The sequence below is a fragment of the Blastococcus sp. SYSU DS0753 genome (genome assembly GCF_054051175.1).
The window spans coordinates 73,144-97,885 of the sequence record NZ_JBJHAT010000005.1; the positions used below are offsets into that span (position 1 = coordinate 73,144).

The 24,742-nt window shown below is 74.8% G+C and carries 20 protein-coding genes; 13 read left to right on the forward strand and 7 right to left on the reverse strand.

The genetic code is table 11. From position 1 onward, the window contains the following. Position 1: 1 nt before the first annotated feature. The gene (locus ACI799_RS06410; RefSeq protein WP_456612657.1) at positions 2–667 is read right to left on the reverse strand and encodes a DUF429 domain-containing protein; all 666 of its coding nucleotides are present in this window, start codon (positions 665–667) and stop codon (positions 2–4) included. Positions 668–694: 27 nt separating this feature from the next. Here ACI799_RS06410 and ACI799_RS06415 point away from each other — a divergent pair, with 27 nt between their 5' ends. Then, positions 695–1,186 (forward strand): ribose-5-phosphate isomerase, encoded by a 492-nt coding sequence (locus ACI799_RS06415; protein ID WP_456587672.1) that lies wholly within the window; start codon positions 695–697, stop codon positions 1,184–1,186. A 92-nt stretch (positions 1,187–1,278) separates the two neighbouring features. Then, complete coding sequence (gene argG, locus ACI799_RS06420) at positions 1,279–2,730, forward strand: argininosuccinate synthase (protein WP_456587671.1); 1,452 nt, start codon at positions 1,279–1,281, stop codon at positions 2,728–2,730. 252 nt (positions 2,731–2,982) lie between these two features. Here argG and ACI799_RS06425 read toward each other — a convergent pair whose 3' ends face one another. Genes ACI799_RS06425 through ACI799_RS06435 form a run of 3 tightly spaced genes read right to left on the reverse strand, consistent with a single transcriptional unit; the run spans position 2,983 to position 6,218 of the window. Beyond that, positions 2,983–4,224: a GNAT family N-acetyltransferase gene (locus tag ACI799_RS06425; RefSeq protein WP_456612658.1), complete on the reverse strand. Its 1,242-nt coding sequence runs from the start codon at positions 4,222–4,224 to the stop codon at positions 2,983–2,985. Positions 4,225–4,272: 48 nt separating this feature from the next. After that, a complete protein-coding gene (locus ACI799_RS06430; protein WP_456587669.1) occupies positions 4,273–4,917 on the reverse strand; it encodes a response regulator in 645 nt (214 codons plus the stop codon). Beyond that, a complete protein-coding gene (locus tag ACI799_RS06435) occupies positions 4,908–6,218 on the reverse strand; it encodes a sensor histidine kinase (protein WP_456587668.1) in 1,311 nt (436 codons plus the stop codon). Before ACI799_RS06435 ends, ACI799_RS06430 begins: the two co-directional genes overlap by 10 nt. A 231-nt stretch (positions 6,219–6,449) precedes the next feature. Between ACI799_RS06435 and ACI799_RS06440 the strand changes: the two genes are divergently transcribed. From ACI799_RS06440 to ACI799_RS06450, 3 genes are all read left to right on the forward strand, one after another. After that, on the forward strand, positions 6,450–8,117 hold the full coding sequence (locus ACI799_RS06440; protein ID WP_456612659.1) for a hypothetical protein: 1,668 nt from the start codon (positions 6,450–6,452) through the stop codon (positions 8,115–8,117). A gap of 101 nt (positions 8,118–8,218) precedes the next feature. Next, complete coding sequence (locus ACI799_RS06445; protein WP_456612660.1) at positions 8,219–10,003, forward strand: bifunctional metallophosphatase/5'-nucleotidase; 1,785 nt, start codon at positions 8,219–8,221, stop codon at positions 10,001–10,003. 136 nt (positions 10,004–10,139) lie between these two features. Then, positions 10,140–11,120, forward strand: a complete 981-nt coding sequence (locus tag ACI799_RS06450) for a sigma-70 family RNA polymerase sigma factor (RefSeq protein ID WP_456587665.1) — start codon at positions 10,140–10,142, stop codon at positions 11,118–11,120. A 52-nt stretch (positions 11,121–11,172) separates the two neighbouring features. On the opposite strand, the gene ACI799_RS06455 is transcribed toward ACI799_RS06450, so the two are convergent. After that, a complete protein-coding gene (locus ACI799_RS06455; protein ID WP_456599460.1) occupies positions 11,173–11,829 on the reverse strand; it encodes a LysE family translocator in 657 nt (218 codons plus the stop codon). A 113-nt stretch (positions 11,830–11,942) separates the two neighbouring features. Between ACI799_RS06455 and ACI799_RS06460 the strand changes: the two genes are divergently transcribed. Continuing rightward, positions 11,943–12,287 carry a hypothetical protein gene (locus ACI799_RS06460; protein ID WP_456587663.1) on the forward strand — a complete coding sequence of 115 codons (345 nt, stop codon included), beginning with the start codon at positions 11,943–11,945 and terminating at the stop codon, positions 12,285–12,287. Positions 12,288–12,488: 201 nt separating this feature from the next. On the opposite strand, the gene ACI799_RS06465 is transcribed toward ACI799_RS06460, so the two are convergent. Further along, on the reverse strand, positions 12,489–13,922 hold the full coding sequence (locus ACI799_RS06465; RefSeq protein ID WP_456612661.1) for an MFS transporter: 1,434 nt from the start codon (positions 13,920–13,922) through the stop codon (positions 12,489–12,491). A gap of 119 nt (positions 13,923–14,041) precedes the next feature. Here ACI799_RS06465 and ACI799_RS06470 point away from each other — a divergent pair, with 119 nt between their 5' ends. Continuing rightward, a complete protein-coding gene (locus ACI799_RS06470; RefSeq protein ID WP_456612662.1) occupies positions 14,042–16,090 on the forward strand; it encodes a cation:proton antiporter domain-containing protein in 2,049 nt (682 codons plus the stop codon). 116 nt (positions 16,091–16,206) lie between these two features. Beyond that, positions 16,207–18,345, forward strand: a complete 2,139-nt coding sequence (helR, locus tag ACI799_RS06475) for an RNA polymerase recycling motor ATPase HelR (RefSeq protein ID WP_456612663.1) — start codon at positions 16,207–16,209, stop codon at positions 18,343–18,345. 653 nt (positions 18,346–18,998) lie between these two features. Here helR and ACI799_RS06480 read toward each other — a convergent pair. Next, positions 18,999–19,964 (reverse strand): NADP-dependent oxidoreductase, encoded by a 966-nt coding sequence (locus tag ACI799_RS06480; protein WP_456612664.1) that lies wholly within the window; start codon positions 19,962–19,964, stop codon positions 18,999–19,001. Positions 19,965–20,371: 407 nt separating this feature from the next. Here ACI799_RS06480 and ACI799_RS06485 point away from each other — a divergent pair, with 407 nt between their 5' ends. The 5 genes from ACI799_RS06485 (at position 20,372) to ACI799_RS06505 (ending at position 24,734) form a co-directional block, all read left to right on the forward strand. Further along, on the forward strand, positions 20,372–20,692 hold the full coding sequence (locus tag ACI799_RS06485; protein ID WP_456612665.1) for a hypothetical protein: 321 nt from the start codon (positions 20,372–20,374) through the stop codon (positions 20,690–20,692). Positions 20,693–20,819: 127 nt separating this feature from the next. Then, on the forward strand, positions 20,820–21,095 hold the full coding sequence (locus ACI799_RS06490; protein ID WP_456587658.1) for a sigma factor: 276 nt from the start codon (positions 20,820–20,822) through the stop codon (positions 21,093–21,095). A 65-nt stretch (positions 21,096–21,160) separates the two neighbouring features. Next, positions 21,161–21,967 (forward strand): SDR family oxidoreductase, encoded by an 807-nt coding sequence (locus tag ACI799_RS06495; RefSeq protein WP_456587657.1) that lies wholly within the window; start codon positions 21,161–21,163, stop codon positions 21,965–21,967. Beyond that, the gene (gene nhaA, locus ACI799_RS06500; RefSeq protein WP_456612666.1) at positions 21,964–23,967 is read left to right on the forward strand and encodes a Na+/H+ antiporter NhaA; all 2,004 of its coding nucleotides are present in this window, start codon (positions 21,964–21,966) and stop codon (positions 23,965–23,967) included. Before ACI799_RS06495 ends, nhaA begins: the two co-directional genes overlap by 4 nt. After that, positions 23,964–24,734 (forward strand): SDR family oxidoreductase, encoded by a 771-nt coding sequence (locus tag ACI799_RS06505; protein ID WP_456587655.1) that lies wholly within the window; start codon positions 23,964–23,966, stop codon positions 24,732–24,734. The genes nhaA and ACI799_RS06505 overlap by 4 nt, the downstream gene beginning before the upstream one ends. Positions 24,735–24,742: the final 8 nt, after the last annotated feature.

Below are 24,742 nucleotides of genomic sequence, written 5' to 3' on the forward strand. Positions count from 1 at the left end.
CTCACCAGCTGATCTCCATCGGCCGGCCCCGGGCGTCGGGCTCGTCACCGCCGACGGTTTCCGCACTCCCCGCCGCGATCCGCCGGGCCGACCAGGCCGCGGCGCAGGGGTCCAGGGCGTCGACGGCGGGCAGCCGCGGCGGTGCCTCGGCCAGCGCGCGGTCGACGTCCATCACCGGGCGCAGGGCGGCCAGCCGCTGCGCCAGCCCCCGGGCGGTGGCCTTCGGGTCGCGCACCCGGTCGTCGAGCGCCCGGAACGCCAGCTCGGGGTGGACCTCGTGCACCCGCGGGTCGGGCGGGTCGCCGAGGGCCTCGTCCAGCGAGCGGATCGACGGCACGAGGAACCAGGCCTGCTTCGACAGCGCCTTCCCGGACACCGCCACCGAGATCCGGCAGGCGTCGGCGTAGTCGGCGGCGCCCAGCACCGGCCGCAGCGGTGCGGGGAAGACGGAGCTGCCGGCCCGGCCGAGCAGCCGCCGGGCGGCGACGTCGCACACGCGTGGCCGGTTCTCCGCCAGCCCGATCGGCATGTCGACCGCGACGACGTCCACCCCGGGCAGGGCGAGGGCGGCCGGGGCGTCGGGGAGGGCCAGCAGTGTCACCGCGCCGTCGTCCAGCAGCGCCCCGGCCCAGGCGCCGCGCCAGCCGTCCAGCCCGAGCACAGCCACGCCGGCGAGCCTGTCAGACTCCCCGGCATGCGCGTCTTCATCGGCACCGACCACGCGGGCCTGGAGTTCAAGGAGCACCTCAAGCGGGCGCTGGCGGAGGCCGGCCACGAGCCGGTCGACTGCGGCGCGTTCGAGTACGACGCGCAGGACGACTACCCACCGTTCTGCTTCGAGGTGGGGGAGCGGACGGTGGCCGAGCCGGGGTCGCTCGGCGTGGTCATCGGCGGCTCCGGCAACGGCGAGCAGATCGCGGCGAACAAGGTTCCCGGCGTCCGGGCCGCTCTGGTGTGGAACACCGCGACCGCCCAGCTGGCCCGCCAGCACAACAACGCCAACGTCGTCTCCATCGGCGCCCGCCAGCACAGCGACGACGAGGCCACGGCGCTGGTGCTGGAGTTCCTCGGGACGGAGTTCAGCGGCGACGAGCGGCACGTGCGCCGGATCGGGCTGATCAGCGACTACGAGCGAGACCGGCACCGTCCCGCGGGCGGGCTGCCCACGCGCACCCAGCACCCGTGACGCGGCCGGCCGGAACGGCGACGCCGCCCGGCTGATCCCGTCTCGCGAGGGCGGCTCTGCATGACTATGCAGCGTCGTGCATACTTGCCCTCGTGTCCAAGGTGCTCACCTCCCTGCCCGTCGGCGAACGCGTCGGCATCGCCTTCTCCGGTGGTCTCGACACCTCCGTAGCGGTCGCGTGGATGCGCGACAAGGGCGCCGTCCCCTGCACCTACACCGCCGACATCGGGCAGTACGACGAGCCGGACATCGCCTCGGTCCCGGGCCGCGCGACGGCCTACGGCGCCGAGCTCGCCCGGCTGGTCGACTGCCGCGCCGCGCTGGTCGAGGAGGGCCTGGCCGCGCTCACCTGCGGTGCCTTCCACATCCGCTCCGGTGGGCGCAGCTACTTCAACACCACCCCGCTGGGCCGCGCGGTCACCGGCACCCTGCTCGTGCGGGCGATGCTCGAGGACGACGTCCAGATCTGGGGCGACGGCTCGACCTACAAGGGCAACGACATCGAGCGGTTCTACCGCTACGGCCTGCTGGCCAATCCAGGGCTGCGGATCTACAAGCCGTGGCTGGACGCCGACTTCGTCGCCGAGCTCGGTGGCCGCAAGGAGATGTCGGAGTGGCTGGTCGCCCACGGCCTGCCCTACCGCGACAGCGCAGAGAAGGCCTACTCCACCGACGCCAACATCTGGGGCGCCACCCACGAGGCCAAGACGCTGGAGCACCTGGACACCGGCATCGAGACCGTCGAGCCGATCATGGGCGTGCGGTTCTGGGACCCGGCCGTCGAGATCGCGCCGGAGACGGTCACGGTCGGCTTCGAGCAGGGCCGGCCGGTCACGATCAACGGGCGGGAGTTCGACTCCGCCGTCGACCTGGTGAACGAGGCCAACGCGATCGGCGGCCGGCACGGCCTCGGCATGTCCGACCAGATCGAGAACCGGATCATCGAGGCGAAGAGCCGCGGCATCTACGAGGCGCCGGGCATGGCGCTGCTGCACATCGCCTACGAGCGGCTGGTCAACGCCATCCACAACGAGGACACCCTCGCCACCTACCACTCCGAGGGCCGCCGCCTGGGCCGGCTGATGTACGAGGGCCGCTGGCTGGACCCCCAGGCGCTCATGCTCCGGGAGTCGCTGCAGCGGTGGGTCGGCATGGCGGTCACCGGCGAGGTCCGGCTGCGGCTGCGGCGCGGGGAGGACTACTCGATCCTCGACACCGCCGGCCCGTCCTTCAGCTACCACCCGGACAAGCTGTCGATGGAGCGCACGTCGGACTCCGCGTTCGGCCCGGTGGACCGGATCGGCCAGCTCACCATGCGGAACCTGGACATCGCCGACTCGCGCGCCCGGCTGGAGCAGTACGCGCGGATCGGCATGGTCGGGGGCGGGCCGACCCCGGTGGCCGTCGGTGCGGCGCAGGCCGCGGCGACCGGGCTGATCGACGCCTCCCAGGAGGGCGGCGCCGAGGCGATCGCCTCCCGCGGCAAGGTGTCGGCGCACGACGAGCTGCTGGACCGGGCCGCGATGGAGTCCGGCACCGACTGAAGAAGGACCTCGTCCTCCCCACCGCTCGCACGCTCGCGGCGGGTCCCGGGACGAGGCCTGACCGTCCTCCCCACCGCTCGCACGCTCGCGGCGGGTCCCGGGACGAGGCCTGACCGTCCTCCCCACCGCTCGCACGCTCGCGGCGGGTCCCGGGACGAGGCCTGACCGTCCTCCCCACCGCTCGCACGCTCGCGGCGGATCCCGGGACGAGGCCCGACCGTCCTCCCCGCCCGCGCGGGGAGGGCGGTCAGCTCAGAAGCCGTCGGGGCACCACGGCGTGACCGGCCAGCCGAACGCCGTGGACGCGAGCGTGACCGCGCCCGGGCTGATCTCGGTCACCCGGCCGGCGCCCTGCAGGGACGCGAGCGAGACGCCGCCCAGGTAGGCGGCCGAGAGCTCCTCGATGCCGAGCACGATGTCGGGGTCGCGATCGGTACGGCCGCAGTAGCCACCGGCCGGGTGCCCGGAGAGCCGCCAGCGCCCCTCGTTCCACGGGCAGAACGCGTCCCGCACCTCCAGCACGAGGTCGATGGGGGCGGGGTAGCGGCGGGCCGCCAGCGCCCGGTCGACGTCGACCAGCCGCACCCACAGGCCGTCGACCGGCGTGCTGTGCAGCGCCCGGGCATCGGTGACCAGCCAGCGCAGTGGGTCGTCGGGCGAGGCCGCCGGGTACTTCACCGTGCGGACCAGGTCGACCGACAACAGCACCTGCCACAGCGCGGCGTAGGCCGGGGTGCCGGTCGCCCGCACCTCCTCGACGGTCAGGGTGCCGTCGGGCTCGCCGGTGTCGCTCCAGGCGCCCTTCACCCGGTAGGCGGCGTACCCGGTGACCGTGCCGTCGGCCTCGCGGTGCAGCAGGTAGCGGCGCTCGGTGGCCCCGTGCCGCCGGGACGGGTCGTCGCGCAGCTGCCGGTCCCACCAGCGGTCGTCGCGCACCATGTTCCCGGGCACCCAGCGGTGCACCGCCCGGTGCACGTCCACGGCGGCGGGGCGGTACTGCTCGACCGGCACCTGCTCCACCCGACCGGTGCCGAGGTCGACGTCCGGGCGCAGCCGCAGGCGCTCGGTGCGACCGGAGAACCGCGCCTCCAACGTCGCGGGCGCGTAGCCGAACCGGCCGTAGATCGGGTACTCGGCCGCCCACAGCGCGGCCACCGGCTCGCGCTGCTGCTCGTGCAGCTCGGTGAGCTGGCGGCGCATGATCGCGGTGAGCAGGCCGCGCCGGCGGTGGGTCGGGGCGACGGTCACCCAGGTGACGCCGGCGCAGGGCACCAGCGCGCCGGGGACGGCGAGGGTCCGGCTGTAGATGCCGGCGGTGGCGACGACGCGGCCGCCCTCCCACAGGGCCAGCGACCGGTCCAGCTCCGCCACCGACGACGGCCGCTCGGCGAAGTCGGCCGGCGCCTCGTCGGCGAAGACGTCGTGCATGGCCCGGCTGAAGACCGGCCACTCGTCGGGGGTCACCGGACGGAACCGGGCGTCGAGGTCGCTCACAGCGCTGTGTCTACCGGGCGGCTCCGACAGGCCGCCAGCGAGTTCGGCTCAGGCGCGCAGGTAGGCCAGGGTGGCGAGCACACGTCGGTGCTGGTCCTCGTCCTGGGTGAGCCCGAGCTTGGCGAAGATGTGCTGGGTGTGCTTCTCCACCGCCCCCGGGGTGACCACGAGCGCCCGGGCGATCGCGGTGTTCGAGTGCCCCTCGGCGATCAGCCCGAGCACCTCGCGCTCCCGCGGGGTGAGCCGGCGGACCGGGTCGTCGGCCCGGCGGCGGGCGAACAGCTGGGCGACCACCTGCGGGTCGAGCACCGTGCCCCCGCCCCGCACGTCCTCGAGCGCGGTCAGGAACGTGTCGACGTCGGCCACCCGGTCCTTGAGCAGGTAGCCCACGCCGCCGGCGCCGTCGGCCAGCAGCTCGTCGGCGTAGGCCACCTCCACGTACTGGGACAGCACCAGGACGGCGGTGCCCGGCACCGCGGACCTGGCCTCGACGGCGGCGCGGAGGCCCTCGTCGGTGTGCGTCGGCGGCATCCGTACGTCGACGACGGCGACGTCGGGCCGGTGCTCGCCGACCGCGCGGACCAGGGACGGCCCGTCGGCGACCGCGGCCACCACCTCGGCGTCCGCCTCCTCCAGCAGCCGGACCAGGCCCTCGCGCAGCAGCACCGAGTCCTCGGCGAGCACTACCCGCACGGCAGGTCCCCGGTCAGCCGGGTCGGCCCACCCCGGGGGCTGTCGACGACGAGCACGCCGTCGACGGCCTGCAGCCGGTCGGCCAGCCCGGCCAGACCGTGCCCCGGTGCCGCCACCGCGCCGCCGGTGCCGTCGTCCTCGACCACCACGCGCAGCCGGTCGCCGGTGCAGCTCACCTCGACCCGGCAGGTGGTCGCGCTGCTGTGCTTGGCCACGTTGGCCAGCGCCTCGCTGACGACGAAGTAGGCGGTGTTCTCGGTGACCGGGGCCAGCCGCTCGCTCGGCAGGTCGACGGCGAGGTCGACGGGCACGGGGGAGCGGGCGGCGAGGGCGGTCAGCGCAGCGGCCAACCCTCGGTCGGCGAGCACCGGCGGGGCGATCCCGCGGGAGAGTGCGCGCAGCTCCTCCAGCGTCTCCCGCGCCAGCCCGGCGGCTTCGCCGAGCGTCTCGCGGGCGGCGCCCGGGTCCCGGTCGAGCTGCCGCTGGGCGCGGGCGAGGTCCATGCCCAGCCGCACCAGTCGCTGCTGCGGGCCGTCGTGGATGTCGCGCTCCAGTCGGCGCAGCGCCACCGCCTCGGCGGCGACAGCCGCGTCCCGGCCGCCGGCGAGCCGGTCGATCTCGGCCTGTGCCGCCGCGCGGGAGGTCAGCATCGCCTTTCCGAGGAGAGCCTGCAGCAGCGCGCTGCCGCGCACGGCGAACGGGAGCAGGAGGCCGAAGACCAGCCCGATCGCGGTGTAGAGGGCGATCCGGCGCAGCGGGCTGGTCTCGAAGCCGAGGGTCTCGAGCAGGTCGTGGTTGTCGGGGTCGAGGGTGGCGTCCGGCAGGGCCCAGTCCCAGGCCGCGTAGGTCAGGCCGCCGAGGGTGATCGCCCAGAACGTCACCGTGATGACGAACGACAGGGTCGCGACGGGCAGACGGACCAGCGCGTGCAGCGCGTCCAGCCAGGTCTGCGGATCGCGCAGCGGCGTGATCATCCGCCGGACCGGGCGACCCTCGGCGCGGCGGTAGGCGGGCCGCTGCACCGGCCGGCCGAGCACCGCGGGCAGCCACGCCCGCTCGACGGTGGCGAAACCGCGGGCGGCCAGCAGCGTGCCAGCCAGCACCGCCACCCCGACCCAGACGACGAGCAGTCCGGCGCCGAGTGCCAGGCCGGTGATCACGACGACGAACGCAGCCACGCCGACCGGGAAACCGGCCAGCGAGTACCCGGTGTCGATGCCCAGCTGCCGCACACGGCCGGGGCGGCGCGTCACCGGGAGCCGGTCGCTCGCGGGCGGGAGCACGAGGGTGTCTGCGGTCATGCCGTCGAGCCTGCTGCGACGAGGTGCCCGGCCCCATCCCGCTGGCTGGCCGGTTCGTGGTCGGGCCGTCCCGACTGCGGTGCTGCGGTCATCTCGGCGCGAGATGCTCCTCCGCCCGCCGCCGCGGTGTCCAGCGCCGCGGCCGAGGTGGGTCCCCCGCTAGGGTCGGGGCGTCACGCCGGCGTCGACGTGCGCCCCGGTCGCCGGCGCCCCGACCGACGGAGGCTCCTCGTGCGCTCTCGCGCCGTTCCGCTCGCACTCAGCGCGGTCCTGCTGGCCGGCTGCACCTCGTCCGGCGACGAGGAGGCCGAGGAGGCCCAGGTGGCCGAGGCCGTCACCTCGGCACCCGACGAACGGCTGACGGTCGTCGCGGACGCCGATCCGGTGGGGACGGCGGTGAGCGCGAGCCGCGCGCTGTTCGACTCCTCCGACGTCGCGGTGCTCGCGGACGAGGACGACTCGGCGGGCCTGCTGCTGGGCGCGTCGGCCGCGGTAGCGCTGGGTGTCCCGCTGCTGGTCACCGGCGGCGCCGAGGCGCCGGAGCCGGTGACCGGCGAGCTGGAGCGGCTGGGCACGGGCACCGTGCTGGCCGTCGGGGACGTCGCCCTGCCGGAGGGTGCGGGGCCGGAGGTGGTGACGGTCCAGGCGGACGCCGAGGCGGTCGCCGCCGCGACCGGCGTCGACCTCGCCGAGGGCGATCCCGTCCCGGCCGACGGCGAGGCCGCGGCCGTGGCGGGGCTGGACCCCGAGCAGCCCGCCGCGCTGCAGCCGGAGGGCGGCAGCGGCGGGTCGGCGGGGCAGACCGCGGAGGAGACCGGTGAGGAGGGCTCCGACGCGGAGCTCCCCGAGACGGCCCGCCCCGAACCGCTCGAGGACACGGTCGTGCTCGCCTCGGGCGAGCCCGGTTCGGTGGCCGGCATCGCGACGGCCCGCGCGGCCGGTGCCCAGGTGCTGCTGACCGGGGGCAGGACCGACCCCCGGGCCTCGGCCGACGTCGTAGGCGCCCTCGGCGAGGCGCAGCCCGAGGCGGTCGTCGCCCTCGGCGCGGGGTTCGCCGCCGAGGACGGCCTGGACTGGAAGGTGGAGACCGCCGCCACCGGGGTGGAGCTCCCCGGCGGCGGCCAGACGCTCTTCCCCGGCAAGCTCCTCGTGGCCCTCTACGGGCACCCCGGCACCGCGGCGCTCGGTCTCATGGGCGAGCAGCCGGTCGACGCCGCCGTCGAGCGGGCGCGGGCGCACGCGGCGCCCTACGAGCCGCTGGTCGAGGAGACGGTGGTGCCGGCCTTCGAGATCATCGCGACCATCGCCTCGGCCTCGGCCGGGCCCGACGGCGACTACTCCGCGGAGGCCGATCCGGAGTTCCTGCGGCCGTGGGTGGACGCGGCCGGTGAGGCCGGGCTGTACGTCGTCCTCGACCTGCAGCCGGGGCGTACCGACTTCGTGACCCAGGCCGAGCTCTACCGGTCGCTGCTGGAGGAGCCGCACGTCGGCCTGGCCCTGGACCCGGAGTGGCGGCTGGGCCCGAACGAGGTGCACCTGCGGCAGATCGGGTCGGTGGACGTCGAGGAGGTCAACCGGGTGGTGCACTGGCTGGCCGACCTCACCCGCGACAACCAGCTGCCGCAGAAGCTGCTGGTGCTGCACCAGTTCCGGCTCGACATGATCCCGGGCCGTGAGCGGGTGGACCTCAGCCGCGACGAGCTGGCCGTGATGGTCCACGCCGACGGCCAGGGCGGGCAGGGCGCCAAGCAGAGCACGTGGGCGACGCTGCGGCGGGACGCCCCCGAGGGCCTGTGGTGGGGCTGGAAGAACTTCTACGACGAGGACATCCCGATGCTCACGCCGGAGCAGACGATCGAGCAGGTGGAGCCCGATCCGCAGCTGATCAGTTACCAGTAGGCCGCAGACCGTTCGCTCGGCTGTCAGCACCGGTCCTTAGCGTCCCCTCCCGGATCCCCTGCGCACGGTCACGGGGACCACCGATGGAGAGGAACGACCGGATGAGACGGCGGACCACGCTGTCCGTGGCGGCTGCCGCGGCGGCGCTGACCATGGCGACCATGAGCCCCGCCGCGGCGGCGCCCGGCACGGCGGACGACCTGACGCTGACCATGCTGGCCACCACCGACCTGCACGGGCGCGTGCAGAACTGGGACTACTTCGCCGACCGGCCCTACTCGGAGCGGGCCGGCTTCGAGACCGGGCTGGCGAAGGTGGCCACGGTCGTCGACTCGGTGCGCGCCGAGCGCGGCGAGGACAGCGTCTTCGTGGTCGACAACGGCGACTTCCTGCAGGGCACGCCGCTGACCTACTACTACGCCAAGCAGGAGCCGGTCACCCGGACCCGCGTCGAGCACCCGATGGCGGCCGCCTTCGACGTGATCGGCTACGACGCGCAGGTCGTCGGCAACCACGAGTTCAACTACGGCCTGGACCTGCTGCGGCGCTACGCCCGCGACGTCGACCACCCGGTGCTCGGGGCCAACGTGCTGCACGAGCCGTCGCGCCAGCCCTACCTGCCGCCGTACACGATCAAGCAGATGCGCGTGCCCGGCCACAAGCCGGTCAAGGTCGGCATCATCGGCCTGACCACCCCCGGCTCGGCGATCTGGGACAAGAACAACGTCGAGGGCCGCGTGGCGTTCCAGGACATGGTGGAGGCGGCGCAGCGCTGGGTCCCGGTCGTCGACCGGAAGGCCGACGTCGTCGTCGTCCTGTCGCACGCCGGGGTCGGTGGGACGTCGTCCTACGGCCCCGAGGTGCCGACCGAGAACCCCTCGGACGTCATCGCCAGGACCGTGCCGGGCATCGACGCCATGGTGGTCGGCCACACGCACCAGAACGCCCCCTCCCAGGTCGTGACGAACGAGGTCACCGGCGAGGACGTGCTGCTCACCCAGCCCTACCGCTGGGGCGCCACCGTCTCGCAGGTCGACATCGAGCTGCAGCAGGTCCGCGGGAAGTGGGACGTCGTCGGCACGTCCGCACAGGCGCTGAGCACCGCGGGGGTCGAGGAGTCGCCCGAGGTGCTGGCCGCCACGGCGGAGGCGCACCAGAAGACGGTGGAGTACGTCAACCAGGTGGTGGCCACCTCGGCGGAAGAGCTCTCCGCGGCGACCAGCCGGTACGAGGACACCGCGATCCTGGACTTCATCCAGGACGTGCAGACCGACACCGTGGCCGCCGCCCTGGAGGGCACCGACCGGGCCGACCTGCCGGTGCTGTCGATCGCGGCGCCGTTCAGCCGGGAGGCCGTGTTCCCGGCCGGTGACGTCACCGTCCGCGACATCGCCGGGCTCTACATCTACGACAACACGCTCGAGGCCGTGGAGCTCACCGGGGCCCAGCTGAAGGAGTACCTGGAGTTCTCCGCCCGGTACTTCCAGCAGGTGCCGGCCACCGGGGACGTCGACCCGGAGACGATCACCAACGCGGTCGTGGACGGCTTCCCGAACGGGATCCCCGACTACAACTACGACGTCCTCTCCGGCGTCGACTACGACATCGACGTGTCCCAGCCGGCCGGCTCCCGCATCGTCGGGCTCTCCTACGAAGGGGCGCCGGTGGGCGACGACGACCGGTTCGTCGTGGCGGTCAACAACTACCGCCGCAGCGGGGGCGGCAACTTCCCCGCGATCAGCACCGCGCCGGTGGTCTACAACGAGCAGCTGGAAATCCGGCAGCTGCTCATCGAGCGCGCCCAGCAGGAGGGCGTGATCGACCCGGCGGAGTTCTTCGTCGAGAACTGGCAGCTCGTCCGCGACGGTGAGCCGCTGATCCCGTGACGCCCTGACACCGACCCGCCCGACCCGGGTGGGAGCGGTCGGGAGCCCCGGAGCGCTCGTCGCGCCGGGGCTCCCGTTCTGTCGGGGGCCTGTGGTGTGCTGACGTACACATCGACCCCGCGAGGAGTGACCTCCTGTGACCAGTGCCGTCATCGGCCCCGCCGACCAGCTCGACCCGAGGCTGCTCGAGCACCGCCGTGAGCTCACCGGTTACTGCTACCGGATGCTCGGCTCGGTGTTCGACGCCGAGGACGCGGTGCAGGAGACGATGGTCCGCGCCTGGCGCGGGCTCGGGGACTTCGAGGGCCGCTCGGCGGTCCGCTCGTGGCTGTACCGGATCGCGACGAACGTCTGCCTCGACGCGCTCAACGGCCGGTCGCGCCGTGCCCTGCCGATGGACCTCGCGGGGTCGCCCTATCCGCCGGTCCCGGCGTCGCTGGCCGGCCGCAAGCCGGCGTCGGCGTGGATCGAGCCGGTGCTCGACCGCCAGGTGCTCCCCGAGGACGGCGACCCGGCCGAGCAGGCCGTGGCCCGCGAGTCGGTGCGGCTGGCCTTCGTCGCCGCCCTGCAGCACCTGCCGCCCAGGCAGCGGGCGGTGCTGATCCTGCGCGAGGTGCTGCGCTGGAAGGCCGACGAGGTGGCCGAGCTGCTCGACACCACCGTGGCCTCGGTGAACAGCGCGCTGCAGCGCGCCCGGGCGACGCTCGCCGACGTGGGTGGGCGCCCCGCGCCGCGCACCCTCGACGACGAGGACCGCGCGCTGCTGGCCCGCTACCTCGACGCCTTCGAGCGCTACGACATCGACGCGTTCGTGCAGCTGCTGCACGAGGACGCCACCCAGCACATGCCGCCGTTCGAGATGTGGCTGCGCGGGCGCGACGACATCGGCACCTGGATGCTGGGGCCCGGGGCGGGGTGCAAGGGCTCCCGGCTGATCGAGACCTCGGCGAACGCCACGCCGGCCTTCGCCCAGTACCGCCCGGCCGAGGGCGGTGGGCACGTGCCGTGGGGCCTGCACGTGCTGGAGATCGAGGACGGCCGGATCGCCCACATCTCCAGCTTCCTGAACCTCGACTGCGAGCTGTTCGCCGCGCTCGGGCTGCCGACGAAGCTGTAGCCGCCGGGAGCGTGTGAACCGCACTGGCCATCGCCGGTCGGGGAGGTCGGGGTCAGCGGGTGGCCACCAGGCCTGCGCCCACACTCCCGAGAAGCGCGCCGGTCGTGCGGTCCCACCACCGCCGTACCCGGTCGCGACGCAGCAACGACGACAGCCGGACGCCCAGCGCGATCACCCCCGCCCACGCGAGGAAGCCGAGCGCGACGTCCAGGGCGCCGAGGGCCACCACCTGCAGCCACACGGGGGCCGCGGCGGGCACCAGGAACTGCGGGAGGACGGCGGCGAAGAAGAGCACCGCCTTGGGGTTGAGCAGATTGGTGAACAGGGCCTGCCCGAACGCCGACCGCGCGGAGACGTCGACCGGGCGCGGGTGGTCAGCCGCGGGCGTTCGGCGAAGAGTCGGCAGTATCAGCCGGCCGCCCAGGTAGAGCAGGTAGATCCCGCCGGCGATGCGCAGCGTGGTCAGCAGGTCCGGATGCCGAGCCAGGACGACCGACAGCCCGGCCACGGCCAGGATCAGGTGCACGCACAGGCCGAGTTGCGCCCCCAGGGCGGCGGCCGCGCCGGGCCGGAAGCCTCGGGTGGCCGCTCGCAGCACGACGGCCATGTCCGGGCCGGGAATGACGTAGGCCAGCAGGGCCACGCCCACGAACGCCCACCAGTCGAGGTCCACGTGCCGACCGTCGCACGAGCTCGCCGCGAGGGCCACGCGTTGACGGTCGCGGCGAGAGAGCGGGCGACCGACGAGTCCGACACGTTCAGCGTCCGATTGACCCGGTCCTGCCCGGTGCCCACCCTGGGGCGATGACGGCGGTGCCACCCGTGAACGGGCGATGGGCGTGGGATGCGCGCGGTGAGGGCCGGGCGGTCCGGGTCTCGACGCACACCGAGAACGGCCTGGTCAAACTGAGCCTCTGGCGCGGGGAGACCTGCGTCGGGACGGCCCGGCTGGGGCCGGAGGACGTCAACCAGCTGGTCACCGGGCTCGTCGAGGGGCTGACCACGCTGGCCGCGCGCCCCCGGGTCGTCGGTCCGGACGCGACCCGGGTCGTCGAGCTGGAGATCCGGCTGGCCCGCCTGGAGCAGCAGCGGGCGCCGTTGTGGCGCCGGGCCGCCGATGCGGCCGGCGGCTGGGCGGTGCGGCAGGCCGCGCGCCGGCCGCGCTGATCCGGCGCGGATCCGACGACTCCGTCCCGTACGGCTCACGGGGCGGAGTCGTCGAGGTGCCGACTCCCGTCAGCGGCGGGGCAGGGCCCGACCAACCCGCGCCCGTTGAGCAGAGCGCCGTCGGTCATCGCTCTCCTCTCCACCGCACAGCCGGTCACGGTCGCCGACGCCGACGTCCGGACTCATCGCCCACGTCGGCCCTCAGCCTGACGACGCCGGGGACCGGGAGTCGCCGAGCGGACGGCGGACGTACGCGGCGGCCAGCAGGGCGCCGGCGGCCAGCAGCCCGGCCAGGATGAGCATCGCGGTGCGGAAGCCGTCGGCGAACACGAGCGGATCGGCGTAGTCGGCGCCGCCGAGCCCGGCGGCGACGGGGACGACCGCGACGGCGAGCAGGCCGGCGGCGCGGGCCACCGCGTTGTTGACCCCCGACGCCACGCCGGCGTGGCGGTCGGCGGCGGAGGCGAGCACGGTGGCGGTCAGCGGGGCCACCAGCAGCGTGAGGCCCGCGCCGAAGAGCGCCACGGCCGGGAGCACGTCGCGCAGGTAGGAGGCGTCCTCACCGATCCGGAGCATCAGCAGGACTCCGACCGCCGCCACGGCCGGTCCGCCGGTGAGCAGGGCGCGCGGCCCGATCCGCTGGGCCAGCGCCCCGACGCGGGCGGAGAACAGCAGCATGAGGACGGTGACGGGCAGCAGCGCGGTGCCGGCCAGCAGCGGGCTGAAACCGGAGACCACCTGCAGCTGCAGGACGAGCAGCACGAAGAGCGCACCGAGCGCGGCGTAGACGAAGAAGGTCACGGCGTTGGCGGCCGTGAACTGCCGGTCGGCGAAGAGCGCCGGGGGGACCAGCGGGTGCCGTGACCGGCGCTCGACCCCGACGAACGCCGCCAGGGCGAGGGCCCCGACCGCGGCCCACAGCCAGGTGCCCGCGCTCGCCCCCGCGTCCCCGGCGGCGGTGAGGGCGTAGGTCAGGGCGCCGAGCCCCGTGACGACCAGCGCCGTCCCGCCCCAGTCCAGCCGCGGGGCGGCTGCCGGGTCGCGGGACTCGGGGACGTGCCGCACGACGACGGCGATGACCACGACCGCCACCGGCAGGTTGACGAGGAAGACGGCCCGCCAGCTCCACTCGACCAGCCAGCCGCCGACGAACGGCCCGACCGCCGCGGCGATCCCGGAGAACCCCGACCAGGCGCCGACGGCGGCGGCGCGGTCGGGCCCCGAGAACGACGCCGAGATGATCGCCAGGCTGCCCGGCGTCAGCAAAGCCCCGCCGACTCCTTGCAGGGCGCGGGCGGCGACGAGCGTGCCGACGTCCGGGGCCAGGCCGCACAGCAGCGAGGCGAGGGCGAACCAGCAGACGCCGACGACGAAGATCCGGCGCCGCCCGTACCGGTCGCTGAGCGATCCGCCCAGCAGGATCAGCGCGGCGAGGGTGAGCGTGTAGGCGTTGACCGTCCACTGCAGCCCGGCGAAGTCCGCGCCCAGGTCGGCGCCGATCCGCTCGAGGGCCACGTTGACGACCGTGGCGTCCAGCATCGCCACGCCCGAGCCGAGGACGGTCGCGAGCAGGACCCAGCGCCCCTGGGCCGTGCCCATGCGCAGGCCGGTCGCCGCCGCGGCAGGTGACGTCACGGGCGACTCCCTCCGCCGGCTGCGTGCTGTCCGCCGCTGTGCAACGCCGCCGCCGACCACGGATTCCCGCCGACCGGCCGGCCTGGGAAGATGCCGCGGCGGCGCGCATGATGTCGGGCATGGCGCCCGAGACAGACCTCGTCATCGCGGCCGGCGAGGTGCCGGGCTACCTGGGTCCGACCGCGGCGCTGGTGGTCGCCGCCGCGGTGATCGGGTACCTGTCGGCCCGGGCCCGCGTCGTCCCGATCGTCGGGTTCCTGGTGGCGGGCGTGCTGATCGGCCCGGCCCAGCTGGGCGTGGTGGACAGCAGCGAGGCCGTGGAGGCCGCCGCGGACATCGGCGTCATCCTGCTGCTGTTCACCATCGGGATCGAGTTCTCGCTGGAGCGCCTGGCCCGGGTCTGGACGTGGATCGCCGTCGCCGGCGGGCTGCAGCTGGTGCTCGCCACCGGAGCCGGCTTGGGCTTGACCCTGGCGCTGGGCGGCGGATGGCGCGACGGACTGTTCACCGGGTTCCTGCTGGCACTGTCGTCCACGGCCATCGTGCTCAAGCTGCTGGGGGAGCGGCGGGAGAGCTCCGCCGTCCGCGGCCGCCTGGCGCTGGCGGTGCTCATCGCCCAGGACCTCGCGGTCGTGGCCATGGTGCTGGTCGTGCCGCTGCTCGGCCCGACCGCGGACGGCGGCGGCTCCGCGGGCGGCTCGCTGGTGTGGGCGGTGCTCACCGCGGTCGGGGTCATCGTCGCGGTACTGGTGCTGGCCCGCCGGGTGATGCCCGCGCTGCTGGACGTGGTGGCCCGCACCTGCTCGCCGGAGGTGTTCCTGCTCGCGATCGTCGCCATCTGCTTCGGCACCGCCTACCTGACCGCGCTGGCCGGGGTGAGCGTGTCGCTCGGGGCGTTCCTCGCCGGTCTGGTGGTCAGCGAGAGCCGGGCCAGCACGCAGGCCCTCGCCGAGGTGCTGCCGCTGCAGATCGTGTTCAGCGCGGTCTTCTTCGTCTCGGTGGGCATGCTGCTCGACCTGCGCTTCATGCTCGCCAACCTGTCCCTCGTGCTGGGGGTGGCCGCGGGGGCGCTGGTGCTGAAGACGCTGACCACCACCGTCGCCGCCACCGCCGTCGGCATCCGGCTGCGCACCGCGGGCGCGACCGGGCTGCTGCTGGCGCAGGTCGGGGAGTTCTCCTTCGTGCTGCTCACCGTGGGCACGGCTGCAGGGCTGGCGCCGCTCGGGCTGGCCGACGACGGCGCGCAGGTCGCCGTCGCCGCGACGGTGCTGCTCATGCTGGTCACCCCGCAGCTGGCCGCGGCGGCGGCGCGGCTGGACCGCTCGCGCGGCGCCGCGCCCGCCTCAGCGGAGGAGGCGGCGCCCGACGGCGACGGCCCGCGAGACCACGTGGCGATCATCGGGTGGGGCCCCACGGCGCTGGAGCTCGCGGCCACGCTGCGCGACCGGGAGGTGGGCGTGGTGATGACGACGCTCAACCCCGACGGGGCGGCCGAGGCGGAGGCCGCCGGGCACACCGTGGTGCGCGGCGACCCGACGAAGGGGGAGGTGCTGCGGGTGGCCGGGGTCCCCGCGGCGCGCCTCGCCGTCGTCGCCGAGGACGACCCCGAGCAGGCGGTGCGGGTGGTCGCTGCGGCCCGCGCGGCCACCACCGCGCCGATCATGACGCGCCCGCTGGGTGCGGTCGACGTCGCCGAGCTGGCCGACGCCGGCGCCGACCACATCCTCGACCGGGACCGGCTCTCCGCCCAGGCGCTGCTGCGCTCGGTGCTGGCCGAGCTGGGTCACCCCGACGGGCACCCGGGGCGGGGCCGGACCGTCGTCGACACGGCCCGGGTGGTCCGCTACGCGTGGCCGGAGGGCAGCGGCTGCGACCACGGCGCGGCGTCCCGGCCGGTGCTGCCGCAGGCCTCCGGCTGCGTGGGGTGCCTGCGGGAGGGCACCGAGTGGGTGCACCTGCGCACCTGCCTGAGCTGCGGGTACGTCGGGTGCTGCGACTCCTCGCCGGGCCGGCACGCGCGGGCGCATGCGACGAGGGAGGAGCACCCGCTGGCCGCCTCGGCCGAGCCGGGGGAGAGCTGGGCGTACTGCTTCGTCGACGACGTGACGGTGCCGGCGCCGTCCGGGGCGGCCCCGGAGGTCGAGCCCTCGTCCCACTCGAACGTATAGCGCACCCCGGGGCTTGCGGCAAGACCCCGGGAGGGCCGCACACTCGCCCGCCGAGGCCGCTGACCGGGTGCGATCGCACCCGGCGGCGGCCCCGGATCGGAGCTGCTGCTGTGCCCGTGACCACCCGTCCCTTCGACCTCCCCGAGCGCCTGGCCGCCAAGGCCGATCCGGCGCTGATCGCCGCCGACGAGCGGCACTTCGCGGCCGTCGCCGAGAGCCTCGAACGATCGATCGCCGAGCTCTCCCAGCGGCTGGCCGCCGAGCGCGCGGCCCCCGGCGGCGCCGGCCAGGCGGCGCTGGAACGCGACCTGGAGGTGCACCGGCTCGCCGCCCGCCTGCGCACCCTGCGCCGGTTCGGGCTGGACCTCTGCCTGGGGCGCGTGGTGCCCGCCGACGGCGGCGAGCCGGTGTACGTCGGGCGCCTCGGGCTCACCGACGGCGCCGGCCGCCGGCTGCTCGTCGACTGGCGGTCGCCGGCGGCGGAGCCGTTCTTCTCCGCCACCCACGCCGACCCGATGGGCCTGGCCAGCCGCCGCCGCTACCGCTGGACCCGCGGCCGGATCACCGACTACTGGGACGAGGTGTTCACCCCCGAGGGGCTCGAGGGGCACGCCGCGCTCGACGACCAGTCCGCCTTCCTCGCCAGCCTCGGTGCCACCCGGTCGGACCGCATGCGCGACGTGCTCGCCACCATCCAGGCCGACCAGGACGCGATCATCCGCGCCGGCTCCCGCGGCGGCCTCGTCGTCGACGGCGGGCCGGGCACCGGCAAGACCGTCGTCGCCCTGCACCGCGCCGCCTACCTGCTCTACGCCGACCCGCGCGTCGGGCACCACGGCGGCAGCGTGCTGTTCGTGGGCCCGCACGAGCCGTACCTCGCCTACGTCGCCGACGTCCTGCCCGGCCTGGGGGAGGAGGGCGTGCGCACCTGCACCCTGCGCGACCTGGTGCCCGAGGGGGCGGCCGCGGTGGCCGAGGACGATCCGGAGGTGGCCCGGCTGAAGTCGTCCGTGGAGATGGTCGCGGCGATCGAGGCGGCCGTCCGGTTCTACGAGGAGCCGCCGGCCCGGGGGACGACGGTGACGACGCCGTGGGACGACGTCCGGCTGACCGCGGAGGACTGGGCCGAGGCGTTCGAGGCGCCCGAGCCCGGCACCCCGCACAACGAGGCGCGCGAGCAGGTGTGGGCGGCACTGCTCGAGATCGTGGTGGACGCCCACGACGCCGACGTCGACCCCTCGCTGGTCCGGGCCGCGCTGGCGGAGGACCGGGAGCTGCGGGCGGTGTTCGCCCGGGCCTGGCCGATGCTCGACCCGGCCGACCTCGTCGGTGACCTGTGGTCGGTGCCGGCCTACCTGCGGCGGTGCGCCCCGTGGTTGAGCGCCGAGGAGGTGCGCCGGCTGCAGCGCCCGGACCCGCGCGCGTGGACGGGAGCCGACCTGCCGCTGCTCGACGCGGCGCGGCTCCGGCTGGGCGACCCGGGGGCGGCCCGGCGGGCGCGGCGGGAGGCCGCCGTCGTGGCGTCGGAGCGGGAGCGCATGTCGGCGGTGATCGACGAGCTGATCGCGGCCGACGACTCGGAGCTGCTGCTGATGACGAGCCTGCGGCACGGTGACCTGCGCGACGCGCTGGTCGACCAGGCCGCGCTGCCCGCGGCGGCCACCGACCCGCTGGCCGGCACGTTCGCGCACGTCGTCGTCGACGAGGCCCAGGAGCTGACCGACGCGGAGTGGTCGATGCTGCTGCGCCGCTGCCCGTCCCGGAGCTTCACGGTCGTGGGGGACCGGGCGCAGGCGCGGCGCGGGTTCCCCGAGTCGTGGGAGGAGCGGCTGCGGCGGGTCGGGCTGGCGGAGGTGCGCCGGATGTCGCTGACCGTGAACTACCGGACGCCGGCGGAGGTCATGGCGGAGGCCGAGCCGGTGATCCGGGCGGTGCTGCCGGACGCCAACGTGCCGACGTCGGTGCGCAGCACCGGGGTCCCGGTCGTGCACGGGTCCTTGTCGTCGCTGCCCCGGGTCGTCGACGAGTGGCTGGGCGCGCACGCGGAGGGGATCGCCTGCGTGATCGGCGACCCGGCGTTCCCGGAGACGCCGCGGGTGCGCTCGCTGAACCCGTCGCTGGCGAAGGGGCTGGAGTTCGACCTCGTGGTGCTCGTCGACCCGGAGCGGTTCGGCACCGGCGTCGGGGGAGCGGTCGACCGCTACGTCGCCATGACGCGGGCGATCCAGCAGCTCGTCGTCCTCACGAGCGCCTGAGACTTGCAATCAGCCAGCGTGGAGCGGGTGACCGGGATCGAACCGGCATGGCCAGCTTGGAAGGCTTGGTCCTCTGAGTGATGTCTTTCCTGGTCAGAAGCCTGTCGGGCAGTGTTCGTGCCTTCCGGTTGCCTTATCACTGGGCTCGCTTTCGACGAGGTGGCCCGGCTCAGCGTGGCGGCACGCTGAGCCGGGCCGTCCAGGAGCGGATCACGGCCGGATCGCACGAGTTCTACGTCGTCCCCCGGCCACTCCGGCAGCAGACGAGGTCGACGGCCCGGGCGCGTACGCGGGGCTGGGGCCCTCCACGACCGACCGTGCATCCGCCCTGGCCCGCAGCGCCTCGACCAGGCGCTGCCCGCCCGTCCGGAGTTCCTCGCTCGGAGGCCCTCTCGGGCATCTCGGTAACGGTTCCTGGGCTGCACCTTGCACATTGTCGGCCTGACATGATCCGAAGCCTGCGGCCCTTGACCCCCAGCCGTCGGCAGCGTGTCCATCTGCGTCCCACGACGTCCGTTTCCGCAGCCCAGGCGGCATGAGCAACCAGTGCGGACTCCAGCAAATCGGGGCCAACGGTGGTCAAAATGCTGCTCAAGCACATCTGGTCGCGTCAGCGCCCGATGCACTGATCACGTCATCAGTTCTGTAGGCGCCTAGGTGCCGGTGAGGCGGAGCACCCGCTTGCCGCGGGTGTGGCGCGCGGCGACGTCGCGGTAGGCCTCCTGCACGCGCTCCAGCGGGTAGACGCCTGCGATGGGGACGCTGATGCGGCCGTCGGCGACCATCTGCGCCAGCTCTGCCCACACCGCGGGGTCGTCCGCCTCCTCCTGCGCGTCCGAGCGCACGCCGTACCGGCGCACCGCCGCCCCGTCCGCGGTCGTGTTGATCCGCGCCGGGCTGACTCCCAGGCCGATCGCGACATCGACGTTCCCCGCGCCGAAGGTGTCCACCCACGCGTCCACGCCCGAGGGGGCCAGGTCCCGCAGCCGTTCGGCCAGCCCCGCTCCGTATCGGACCGGGACCACGCTCAGGGAGCGCAGGAAGTCGGCGTTGGCGTCGCTCGCGGTGCCAAGGACGCGCGCCCCCCGGAGTAGGGCCAGCTGGATGGCGAATACCCCGACGCCTCCGGCCGCCCCGGAGACCACGACCGTCTCGCCGGCCCGGGGCGAGACCGCCTCCACCGCCGCCCACGCCGTCGCTCCGGCGCCGGCGATGGAGGCGGCCGCCTCCCAGTCCAGCTCGGGCGGCTTGGGCGCCAGGGCACCCGTGCCGACCACCACGAACGTCGCCTGCGCGGCCCGTGGGGCGAACCCGAGTACCTCCTGCCCCACGGTGAAGCCCCTCACCCCCGGGCCGAGCTCGGCTACGTGGCCAGCGAAGTCGTTGCCCTGCCCCTCGGGGAAGGTCGCCGGCCAGACCTGCGCGAAAACGCCCTCGCGGATGCCGATCTCCCCGGGGTTGAGCGCGGCGGCCACCACCTGCACCAGGACCTGCCCGGCACCCGGCCGGGGGCGCTCGATCTCCACGACCTCGAGAACCTCGGGTCCGCCGTACTGGCGGAACCTCACCGCCCGCGCCGGTGTCGCCGCGCCGGTCTCAACCTGTTCGTGCCCTGCCACTGGTGACTCCGTCCCGGCGAGCGGGGGTCGCGCGCCGGCGCCCAGCCTGGCGCCGCCTGCGCTGGCGAGCCAGGCCCTGACGGTCCTAGGTGTCACGACCAGAGACGTTGTCGACAGGCGGCGCGGCGGCTTGGGCACGAGGGAGGCCTCCGGGAGGAGTGGCGGTGCAGGACGTCGCCGTCCCAACCGGAGGTCTCTGCGGCCCACGCTGATGCCGACACGACCCTGTCTGCCCGCAAGCTGACGGCGGGGGTTGGCGGGTGCACGACCGAGCGGCCACCGTCGACCACCCGGCACAGGGCGGTGCCCACATGTCGAGGTCCCGCCCGACGAGCGGGTGCACGCCTGCGACGGCTTCCCGAATCGCGCGGTGACCTGGTTCGCCGCCGTTGCGTCACCGTCGTCCGGTGCTGATTGACAACGCGATGAGCTACCGCCACGGCGCGCTCGGATCGCCGTCTGCACGGATCTCGGCATCGGCCGCGGGTTCATCCAACCCGGACGGCCGTGGAGCAACGGCAAGGCCGAGTGGTGACCGCACCCTGCCGACCGAATGGGCAGACGCCACCGGCTGGACCAGCAACGACCAGCGCACCGTCACCCTGGACAGCTGGCTGGAGCACTACAACGCTGCCCGCAGCCACGGACGTGCGCGGAGCGCGCTCCGCCCCTCGGAGGCCACCCGCCGGTCAGCCGACTCGCCGCGTGAACAACCTGCCTGGGCATGACACCTAGGACCCAGAGTGCCTGCCTCGCGAGGGGAAAGCGCGCCAGCATGGGTGCGACCAGCGCCCCGCCGCACCGGCGTCCAGCCCCCCCGATCTCGCGACCGTCCGCGCCCCGAGGAGCACCACCGTGTCAGCCACCTGCGCCTCCACCTCACCACCCCACGAGCGCGCGCCCTGGAGCCTGGACGCGCTGCGCGCCCAGCACGGGCCGGCCGTGACCCGCTACGCCCAACGCCGCGTGCCGCCGGTGGAGGTCGAGGCGGTGGTGGTCGAGACGTTCGCCCGCGCCCGGCGGCGGATCGTGGAAGTCCCGGCCTTCCCGCTGCCGTGGCTCCTGGCGATGGCCCGCGGCGTGAGCGCGGACCACCACCGGAGCGCGCGCCGTCGCCGGCTGGGACGGTGACCGCCCCGTTCCTGGGTGCAGCACACCCAGGCACGGCCTGCGGCACCACCCCTAGCGTCCTGGACGTGGCCACGATCGACCAGACCCCCGCCCTCTCCGGGCGCGTTGCCGTGGTGACCGGTGCCAGCAGTGGCATCGGCGCGGCCACGGCGCGAGCGCTCCTGGACGCCGGAGCGCACGTCGCCCTGCTCGGCCGGCGCGCCGCCCGGCTGGCCGCGACCGCCCAGCAGGTCGGTGCACCACAGCGCGTCGTGGCCGTGCCCACCGACGTCGCCGACCCGCTCCAGCTGGCCGACGCCCTCGACGTCGTCCACGGCTGCTTCGGCGGCGTGGATCTGGTGGTGGTGGGCGCCGGCGTCATGACCGGCTCGCCGTTCGAGGACGGCGTCCCGGCCGAGTGGGGCGCGATGATCGACGTCAACCTGCGCGGGCTGCTGCACACCGCCCAGACCTTCAGCCGTGACCTGTTCGCCGCTGCCGCGGCCGGGGGCAGCGCCGATCTCGTCCTCGTCGGCGCCATCGCCGGCGACATCACCTTCCCCGGCTACGCGGTGTTCTCGGCGGTGGAGGCGGCCGTGGCGCAGCTCGCCAGGACGCTGCGCGCGGAGTACGCCCCGCGGGGGGTGCGGGTGCGCACCGTCCAGCCGGGCCTGACCGACAGCGAGCTCGGCAGCGACATCAGCGACGAGGTGACCGCGCGCGCCTGGGAGGAGCTCAAGACACGGGTGCCGCCGATCGACGCCGCCGACGTCGCCAGCGCGGTCGTCTTCGGCGCCGCGATGCCGGCCCACGTCAACGTCGCCGACGTGGTCGTGCTGCCCACGCTGCAGGACCGGTACCTGCCCACCCGCAAGGACGGGGCGCTGGCGTGACGGCCGCGACGCAGACGGCGCTGGCGGCCGGAGTCCGGCGGCTCAGCGGCTCGGACACCGGCGCCGCGGCGATGCTGCTCGCCGCGACGGTGGTGGCGCTGGTGTGGGCGAACCTGCCCGGAGACGGCTACGAGTCGTTCTGGCACACCCCGGTGAGCCTCGCAGTCGGGGGGGACGCCCTGGAGCTCGACCTGAGGCACTGGGTCAACGACGCGCTGATGGCCCTGTTCTTCTTCCTGGTGAGCCTGGAGGTCAAGCGGGAACTCGTCCTGGGCGAGCTGCGCGACCACCAGCGGGTGCGCGTGCCGGCCGTCGCCGCGGTGCTGGGCCTGCTGGTGCCCGCCGTCGTCTTCTGGGCGATCACCACGGCCGCCTCCGAGTCCTCCGCAGTCACCGGGGCGTGGGGCGTGGTCATCTCCACCGACACCGCCTTCGTGCTCGGCCTGATCGCCCTGGCGGGACGGGCCGCGCCGGTCAACCTGAGGGTCTTCGTCCTGACGCTCGCGATCATCGACGACGTCGGGGCGCTGGGGGTCATCGCGGTCGTCTACACCGACCAGATCCGCCTCGCGCCTGCGCTCACGGCCACCGCGGGCCTCGTCGCCATCGCCGCGCTCCGGCGGCTGCGCGTGTGGAGGGGCCCGGTCTACCTGCTCGCGGCCGTGCTCGTCTGGGGCGGCGTGCTGGCCTCGGGGGTGCACGCCACCGTGGCCGGTGTCCTCATCGGCCTCCTCATGCCGGTCCACCCGCCGAGCGTGGCGGAGGTGGAGGAAGCAGAGCGCCGGGCCCGCGCCTACGGCCAGTCGCCCACGCCGGAGCGCGCCCGCACCGCGGTGCTGAGCCTGACCCGCGCCGTGTCGGTGAACGAGCGGCTCCAGCGGCTCATGCGGCCCTGGGTCTCCTTCCTCGTCGTCCCGGTCTTCGCCCTGGCCAATGCGGGGGTGCGGGTCGACGTGCCCGCGCTGACCGACGCGTTCAGTTCCGCCTTGACGTGGGCGGTCGTCGCTGGGCTCGTGCTGGGCAAGACGGTGGGCATCGCCGGGTCCGCCGCCGTGGCGGTGCGGACCGGCCTGGGCCACCTGCCGCCGGGCCTGTTCGGGCGGCACCTGGTCACCGCCGGCCTGCTCTCCGGCGTCGGCTTCACGATCTCCCTGTTCATCGTCGACCTGGCCTTGGCCGACCCCACGCAGCAGTCCCGTGCCCGTATTGGCGTGCTGACCGCCTCGATGCTCGCGGCGGTGCTGGCCCTGGTGGCCTTCGCCGTCGTCAGGGTCGTCGACCGGACGCGCGGGAGGGACGGTCAGCGGCTCGTGCGGGCCGTCACGCCCGGGCGGGACCACGTGCGCGGGTCAGTGGGTGCACCGCTGGAGCTGGTGGTGTACGCCTCCTTCACCTTCACCACGGCGGGGCGTGCGGTGGAGGTCGTCGACGAGCTGCACGAGCAGCTGGGCGAGGACCTCGTCTTCGCCTTCCGCCACCTGCCGACGGCGCAGCCCGGAGCCCACGAGGCGGCCCAGGCCAGTGAGGCCGCTGCGGCCCAGCGCCGGTTCTGGCCGATGCACGACGCGATGGCGGCTCGGCGGGGCCGCGTGGACGTCCGCACGGTGCGCGAGTGCGCGGTGCAGGCCGGGCTCAACCTGGCTCGTCTCGACGACGACCTGCGCCGCGGTCGTTACGAGGACCGGGTGCGGGAAGACGAGCGCGACGCGGAGGCGATGGGCCTGGAGGGCCCGCCGGTCTTCTTCGTCAACGGGCAGCTCTACGGCGGGCCGCTCGAGACCGAGCCGCTGCGAGCGGCGCTGCTGCAGTCGGCTCACCGGACCGGGACGCCGGGACGGGATCCTCGGGACGAGGAGCCGCCGGACGAGGAGCCGCGCGTCCCGGGCGAGCGGGACCGCGAGGGCATCCGGCCGAACAGCGGGCAGGACGGGCAGCAGGGTCGGCGCGGTGAGCCGGAGCTGGTGGAGCCGCTGGATGACCTGAGGGCGGCGGCGCCGTGACCGCGCAGCCCTCGACGTGGCCGCTGCTCGGCCGCCGCGCCGTCGTCACCGGCGCGGCCGCGGGCATCGGACGGGCAATCGGCCGCGGCCTGTTGGACGCCGGCGCCTCGGTGGCCTTCCTGGACCGCCGCGAGGAGGTGCACGCTGCGGCCGACCACCCGGTCGCCCCCGGAGCCCTCACGCTCGGCCTGGTCGCCGACGTGACCGACCAGGCCCAACTCGAGCGCGCCAGGGAGGAGGTCCACACTCGTAGCGGCCCGGTGGACCTGGTGGTGGCCAACGCCGGCGTCCTGCTCGGTGGCCCCTTCGAGCGATCGAGTGCGCAGGAGTGGGCGGCCGTGGTGGACGTGAACGTCGGCGGCGCACTCGGCACCGCGCGGGTCTTCGTCGAGGACCTGCTGGCCGCCGCCGCGCGGGGGCGCGCCACCGACTTGGTCCTGATGGGGTCGGTCGCCGCCCGCGGGCTGTTCCCCGCGTTCAGCGTGTACTCGGCCGCCGCGGCGGCGACCGCGCAGCTCTCCCGTACCCTGCGCGCCGAGCTCGGCGAGCGCGGGGTCCGAGTGCGGCACGTGGAGCCAGGGGTGACCCTCACCGACCTGGGTGCGGGCATCACGGACCCGGTGGCCCGCCAGCGGCTCGCCTCCCTGCGCGCCGCGGCCCAGCCCCTGACGGCCGAGGACGTGGCGCGGGCGGTGGTCTACAGCACGACCCTCCCGCCGGGCACGAACCTCGCCGAGGTGGTGGTGGTGCCCACCCTGCACGCCTGAGCCGGCCC

Excerpts from the sequence above, each read along its gene's own strand:
- ACI799_RS06445 (WP_456612660.1), top strand. The coding sequence starts at position 8,219 with ATGAGACGGCGGACCACGCTGTCCGTGGCGGCTGCCGCGGCGGCGCTG.
- ACI799_RS06470 (WP_456612662.1), top strand. The coding sequence starts at position 14,042 with ATGGCGCCCGAGACAGACCTCGTCATCGCGGCCGGCGAGGTGCCGGGC.
- ACI799_RS06435 (WP_456587668.1), bottom strand. The coding sequence starts at position 6,218 with ATGACCGCAGACACCCTCGTGCTCCCGCCCGCGAGCGACCGGCTCCCG.
- ACI799_RS06415 (WP_456587672.1), top strand. The coding sequence starts at position 695 with ATGCGCGTCTTCATCGGCACCGACCACGCGGGCCTGGAGTTCAAGGAG.